Here is a 6,522-nt window from a genome sequence, read left to right on the forward strand (position 1 = left end):
GGGCTTCGCATACAACGCGACGCCCGGCCTTGCCCGTTTCTCCACTTATCCGAAAGAGCCCATCCCATGTCCGCAACTTCCTCTTCCAGCTTTCTTCCCGGCGATCTGAACGACGCGCTGCTGATCGGCCGCGTGTGGCGCAAGTCCGAGCAGCACGAAGGACCGTGCGTGGTCGTCGTGCGCGGCGGCGAGGTGTTCGACATCACCGCGAGCGTGCCGACCACCGCCGATCTGTTCGAGCGCGACGATGCCGCGCAATTTGCGCGCAGCGCACCGGGCGTGCCGCTCGGGCCGGTTGCACAACTGATCGACGCAAACCTGCCGGGCGCGAGCGCCCCCGCCGTGCGCCTGCTCGCGCCGTGCGACGTGCAGGCGATCAAGGCCTGCGGCGTCACGTTCGCGGTGAGCCTGATCGAGCGCGTGATCGAGGAGCAGGCCGGCGGCGATCCGGCGAAGGCGAAGGAAGTGCGCGAGACGATCGCATCGACGATCGGCACCGACCTGTCGAAGATCAAGCCGGGCTCGGAAGCCGCGATGAAGCTGAAGGCCGAGCTCGAGCGCCGCGATGCGTGGTCGCAATACATGGAAGTCGGCATCGGTCCGGACGCGGAGGTATTTTCGAAATCGCAGCCGATGTCGGCGGTCGGCTTCGGCGCGGACGTCGGTCTGCTCGCCGCGTCGGTGTGGAACAACCCGGAGCCGGAGATCGTGCTCGCGGTGAATAGCCGCGGCGGTATCGTCGGCGCGACGCTCGGCAACGACGTGAACCTGCGCGACATCGAAGGGCGCTCGGCGCTGTTGCTCGGCAAGTGCAAGGACAACAACGGCTCGTGCGCGATCGGCCCGTTCGTGCGGCTGTTCGACGACACCTTCTCGCTCGACTCGGTGCGCAGCGCGAGCGTGTCGCTGCGCGTCGAAGGCACCGACGACGACTTCGTGCTCGACGGCGTAAGCCACATGAGCGAGATCAGCCGCGACCCGGCCGACCTCGTCGCGCAGACCTGTGGCCGTCATCACCAGTACCCGGACGGCTTCATGCTGTTCCTCGGCACGATGTTCTCGCCGATCAAGGACCGCGACGCGCCCGGCGCCGGTTTCACGCATCACCTCGGCGACCGTGTGACGATTTCGACGCCGCAGCTCGGCGCGCTGACCAACACGGTGCGTCTGTCCACCGAAATCGAACCGTGGACGTTCGGCGTGCGCGCTCTGTATCGCAACCTTGCGGTTCGCGGCCTGCTGGTTGCTGAATAACCGGATTGTCGCTGCAATTTTCGAAAGGAGAATCAGGACATGAGTCAATTTGCAAACTACATCGACGGACAGTGGGTCGACGGCGCGAGCGTGTCGCGCAATGTCAATCCGTCGAATCTGGACGACGTGATTGGCGAATTCGCGCAAGCCGACGCCGAGCAGACGCATCGCGCGATCAGCGCGGCGCGCAAGGCCTTCGCGACGTGGTCGCTGTCCACGCCGCAGCAGCGCTTCGACGTGCTCGACCAGGCGGGCAGCGCGATCCTCGCGCGCAAGGCGGAGCTCGGCAAGCTGCTCGCGCGTGAAGAGGGCAAGACGCTGCCCGAGGCGATCGGCGAAGTGGGCCGCGCCGGCCAGATCTTCAAGTTCTTCGCAGGCGAAGCGCTGCGTGTCGGCGGCGAAATCGTGCCGTCGGTGCGGCCGGGCATGACGGTCGAAATGACGCGCGAACCGGTAGGCGTGGTGGGCCTGATTACGCCGTGGAATTTTCCGATCGCGATTCCGGCGTGGAAAATCGCACCGGCGCTCGCGTACGGCAACACGGTCGTCATCAAGCCGGCCGATCTGGTGCCCGGCAGCACGTGGGAGCTGGTCAAGATCATCGCCGAGGCGGGCGCGCCGGCGGGCGTGATCAACCTCGTGATGGGCCGCGGCTCGGTGGTCGGCGAGGCGCTGGTGTCGTCGCCGCACGTGGATGCGATCAGCTTTACCGGTTCCGTCTCGACGGGTCGCGCGATCGGCGCGAAGTGCTTCGAGTCGGGCAAGAAATTCCAGCTCGAAATGGGCGGCAAGAACCCGATGGTCGTGCTCGACGACGCCGATCTCGACGTCGCGGTCGAAGCCTGCATCAACGGCGCGTTCTACTCGACGGGCCAGCGTTGCACGGCATCGAGCCGGCTGATCGTGACCGAGGGGATCTATGACCGCTTCATCGACGGCATGAAAGCGCGCATGCGCGCGCTGAAGGTCGGCGATGCGCTCGCGGACGGCACGCAGATCGGCCCGGTCGTCGACGACAAGCAGCTCGAGCAGGACGAGCGCTATCTGGCGATCGCGCGCGAGGAGGGCGGCACGGTGTTCGGCGGCGAGCGCGTCAAGGGCGCGACGCCGGGCAACTTCCTCGCGCCGGCGCTGGTCACGGAGACGACCTCGGCGATGCGCATCAACCGCGAAGAGGTGTTCGGGCCGGTCGCGTCGGTGATCAAGGTCAAGGACTACCAGGAAGCGCTCGCGGTCGCTAACGACACCGAGTTCGGTCTGTCGGCCGGCATCTGCACGACCTCGCTGAAGTACGCGAGTCATTTCCGCCGCCATGTGCAGGCGGGCATGGTGATGGTCAACACCGCGACGGCGGGGGTCGATTATCACGTGCCGTTCGGCGGCAGGAAGGGATCGAGCTATGGTCCGCGCGAGCAGGGCGCCTACGCCCGCGAGTTCTATACGTCGGTGAAGACTGCGTATATCAACCCGGGCGCGGTCTGACGCGACACTAGCCGGGCTCCCCTAAAACGGAACTGGCCCGCCATCGCATTCAATCGCGATGGCGGGCCAGCAGGGGAAGCTGCAAGAGCGCTATGGCAAAGCGCTCCGGCAGGTACAGCTACATCAACAGCAACTATTCAACCGGGAACGCGGCTTACTGCGCTGCGCGGCCCTGTTGCGACGAACCGCTGGTCACGCCGCCGACCGCGCTGTTTTGCGCCGCGACGCGAGCTTCGGCAGCCTGAATGTTCGACGGATATTCGTTCGGGTTCGAACGCGCCGGGTTGTAACCGGCCTTCTCGATCTGAACCAGCTCTTCACGAACTTGCGCGCGGGTCAGCGGCTGGTTCGATTGAGCGAAAACGGCAACCGGAGCAGCGAGAGTAGCGGCGATAACGACAGCTTGAACGAGCGATTTCATTTTTACTACCTCCAGGTTTTGTCTTGTTAGGCTGCGAAACCGTTTGTTTGCAGCAGTGATGACAGTCTAGGGGGAGCCGGAACTAGGGTAAATACCTAATTCCTGAACTCACTGTTTCGGTAACTAAAACAATATTGGGGCAGCAAGGCTGTCGATCATCGATTTGCGAAGCGATCGACGATGGATAAGCGCGTCTATTAGCCGCCTGAAACGGCTTGGACAAGCAGCCAGCCAGCGACGCCGATGGCTATGGCGCCGATCGTCCGTGCGACGCGCGCGCCGTCCGGTGCGACCCGCTCGGCGGTGATGGCGGCCGTCACGGCGGCCATCAGGCGCAAATCCGTCATGCCGGCGACCAGCAGAATCGCCGTCAATCCCGCGCAGGAACCGGCACAGTCCGCCCCGATGCGCAGCCCGTAGCGCCAGGTGCTTGCCGCGTCGGCGGCGAGGCTCGGTGTCGCGCGACAGCAGGCGAGGCGGCGGGCTTTCCACGTGCTGAACTGCAATGCGCCGGCGAGCAGGATCACCACGCCGGCCGCTAACGGCACGGACCGCGCGAGCGCTAGCCACCGCAACTCGAGCGCCGCGAGCGACGCACCGAGCGCAAACACGGCCACACCGAGCGCAGTCCATACGACCGCGTACGCGCCGCTCACCAGCACCGTCAGCAGCGCCAGTCGCCCCGCGCTCGCCCGCGCGCCGACCGCGTCGCGATAGCGCAGCAGCATCGGCATCAACGACGGCAGCATCATCGCGGCCATCATCACGATCCACATGCCGATGAACGATGCCGCGGTGCGGGCCCACGTGCGCCCGCAGGTCGGCATCCACAGCGTCGACATCGACCAGCCGCCTGGCATCGGCAGCGCGCCCATCGCCGACATCGACGCGTTGTGCGCCAGTGTCGCCGCGACGCTCGCGATGAACACCAACGCGCAGACGCCGACGAACACCCGCTGCGATGAGCGCATCGCGCGCCACGTGGTGAAGTGCTGCCCGTTCGTGCAGGCAGCGCGTACGAGCGGGCCCATCACCGCTCGTACTCGTCGTGACGGCGCCACCAGATGCCTGTCTCGTTGCGTCCCTTCGGCGCGCGATCGAGCCACTGGTACATGCCCCACAGCGCATCGACGCCGCGCGCGTAGGTCGAATACGTGTGATAGACGACGCCGTCTTCGAGCACGAACGCGCTCATGCCGGGCCGGTCGCGCGAATAGGTGGCCGCGTCGGTGCCGCAGGTCGCCGCGAATTGCGCGACGGGTTCGGGCGCGGGACTCACGTCCATCGCGTGAGAGTTGCGTGCGTAGTTGTACTCGATATCGCCGTCGCGCTGCTGTGCCTCGGTGAACGAGACATTGAAGTCGAAATTGAAATCGCCGCTTGCCGACGATGCCCAGGGAAACGTCCAACCCATGCGTCGCTTGTATGCCTGCAACTTCTCGAGCGGCGCGCGCGACACCGCCATCAGCATCACGTCGTGATGCGCGAGATGCACAGCGAAGCCGCCGAAACCGTCCGCGATCGACGAGCACGATGGGCAGCCCGCCTTGTAGTCGGGCCCGAACATGAAGTGGTAGACGAGCAGCTGCGAACGTCCTCTGAACAGATCGGCGAGCGATGCGCTGCCTTCGTCGGTATCGAAGCGGTAGGCCTTATCGACCTTCACCCACGGCAGCGCCTGACGTTGCCGCGCGAGTTCGTCGCCGTGTCGCGTGTGGGCTTTTTCCGCGTCGAGCAGCGCGCGTCGCGCGTCGAGCCACTGTTCGCGGGTTCCGATCGGATGCGTGGTCATCGTGGGTTCCTCCGTGGGTCGTGCCGCGCCGTGCGAGCTCTTGCCCGAAGGCGTCGGTGACGGTTGATGGTCGTGCTAGATTAGGACCGGGCATCGATCGGGTGGGAGTGACAAGTGTGGCGGGATTCGCTTGATGCATTGACGTGCTACGCGCGGACTCGCACGCCGTGGACGCGCTGATTGCGGCGGCGGCGCGCGCGCTCGCGGCCGGCGATCCGCTCGGCGCGCTCGACCGCGTCGCGTTGCGCGACGACGCGCCGGCGCTCGCGCTGCGCGGCATCGCGATGGCGCAGCTCGGCGATTTCGTGCGCGCAAAGGCGCTGGTGCGCGCCGCCGCGCGCGCATTCGGCGCGCAGCATGCGGTGTCGCGTGCCCGCTGCGTGGTCGCCGAAGCGGAGATCGCGTTCGCGTCGCGCGATCTCGCATGGCCCGCCAGAACACTCGACGCCGCGACCGCCACGCTCGACGCGCACGGCGATCGCGTGAATGCCGCGCATGCGCGGTATCTGGCGGCGCGGCGTCTGTTGCTGATCGGCCGTCTCGACGAAGCGGAGCGCAAGCTTGCCGCGCTCGATCCCCGGCCGTTTCCGCCCGCGTTGCGTGCCGCGCATGAACTGGTGGTCGCGGGAGTCGCGCTGCGGCGTTTGCGCAGCGGCGCCGCTCGTGCCGCGCTGGCGCGGGCAGCACGCGCGGCACACGAGGCCGGCATTCCGGCGTTGATCGCGGAAGTCGAAAGCGCTTCGGCTGCACTGAGCAAGCCGGCGGCGCGCATGATCGCGAGGGGCGAAGAAGAACCGATCCTCCTCGATGAGATCGAAAAGCTGCTGACCTCGAACCAGGATGGTGGTCCGCTCATCGTCGACGCTTGCCGCTACGCGATCCGCGACGCCAACGCGGCGGTTGCGCTCGCGAGCCGACCTGTGTTGTTCGCGCTTGCTCGCATGCTAGGCGAGGCATGGCCCGACGACGTGCCGCGCGACGCGCTCGTCGCACGCGCGTTTCGCGCCAAACGCGCCGACGAATCACATCGCGCGCGGTTGCGCGTCGAGATCGGCCGGCTGCGTGCGGCGCTCGGCACGCTCGCGAGCGTCAGCGCGACGACGCGCGGCTTCGCGCTCGCGCCGCGGCAAGCGCGCGAGGTCGTCGTGCTCGCGCCGCCAGTCGAAGGCGAGCATGCGGCGCTGCTCGCGTTTCTCTCGGATGGCGAATCCTGGTCGAGTTCCGCGCTTGCGCTCGTGCTCGGCGCGAGTCAGCGCACCGTGCAGCGCTCGCTCGACACGCTAGCCGCGGCTGGCAAAGTGCAGCCGGTGGGCGAGGGGCGCGCGCGCCGATGGATGACGCCGCCGCTCGCTGGATTCGCGACGGCTTTGTTACTCCCTTCCCCGTTCCCTTCGTGATTAGGATGGTCATCATGAACCACTCTGCCGCCAGAATCGTCCGCGAATATGGGTAATGCCGTTCAGTTAAGGTCTTTCCGAAGATATCGAACGGTATAGCGAGCAGGACGGGACTTGACGGCCCGGTCGCATTGTCGACCGGGCCGTTTTACGTTGATGAGCAGCTTGAGGTGTTC

General features: G+C 66.5%; 6 protein-coding genes. 3 read left to right on the forward strand and 3 right to left on the reverse strand.

Annotated features, from left to right (window positions below; translation table 11 throughout):
- Nucleotides 1-66 precede the first annotated feature (66 nt).
- Nucleotides 67-1,254: a fumarylacetoacetate hydrolase family protein gene (locus ACLFKU_RS30735; RefSeq protein ID WP_410851608.1), complete on the forward strand. Its 1,188-nt coding sequence runs from the start codon at nt 67-69 to the stop codon at nt 1,252-1,254.
- A 39-nt stretch (nt 1,255-1,293) separates the two neighbouring features.
- On the forward strand, nt 1,294-2,736 hold the full coding sequence (locus ACLFKU_RS30740; protein ID WP_368582650.1) for an aldehyde dehydrogenase family protein: 1,443 nt from the start codon (nt 1,294-1,296) through the stop codon (nt 2,734-2,736).
- A 154-nt stretch (nt 2,737-2,890) separates the two neighbouring features.
- Here the strand turns inward: ACLFKU_RS30740 and ACLFKU_RS30745 are convergent, their stop codons facing one another.
- The 3 genes from ACLFKU_RS30745 to ACLFKU_RS30755 form a co-directional block, all read right to left on the reverse strand.
- The gene (locus ACLFKU_RS30745; RefSeq protein WP_176111596.1) at nt 2,891-3,157 is read right to left on the reverse strand and encodes a DUF4148 domain-containing protein; all 267 of its coding nucleotides are present in this window, start codon (nt 3,155-3,157) and stop codon (nt 2,891-2,893) included.
- A 197-nt stretch (nt 3,158-3,354) separates the two neighbouring features.
- Entirely contained in the window at nt 3,355-4,188 is an 834-nt protein-coding gene (locus ACLFKU_RS30750; protein ID WP_410851609.1) for a DUF2182 domain-containing protein, read from the reverse strand.
- The gene (locus tag ACLFKU_RS30755; protein WP_368582652.1) at nt 4,188-4,949 is read right to left on the reverse strand and encodes a DUF899 domain-containing protein; all 762 of its coding nucleotides are present in this window, start codon (nt 4,947-4,949) and stop codon (nt 4,188-4,190) included. The genes ACLFKU_RS30750 and ACLFKU_RS30755 overlap by 1 nt, the downstream gene beginning before the upstream one ends.
- 167 nt (nt 4,950-5,116) lie before the next feature.
- Here ACLFKU_RS30755 and ACLFKU_RS30760 point away from each other — a divergent pair, with 167 nt between their 5' ends.
- Nucleotides 5,117-6,346 carry a helix-turn-helix domain-containing protein gene (locus ACLFKU_RS30760; protein ID WP_410851610.1) on the forward strand — a complete coding sequence of 410 codons (1,230 nt, stop codon included), beginning with the start codon at nt 5,117-5,119 and terminating at the stop codon, nt 6,344-6,346.
- Nucleotides 6,347-6,522: the final 176 nt, after the last annotated feature.

Origin of the sequence: Paraburkholderia sp. EG304 (genome assembly GCF_046543485.1) — a bacterium.
In the GTDB taxonomy this organism is placed as follows: domain Bacteria; phylum Pseudomonadota; class Gammaproteobacteria; order Burkholderiales; family Burkholderiaceae; genus Paraburkholderia; species Paraburkholderia youngii.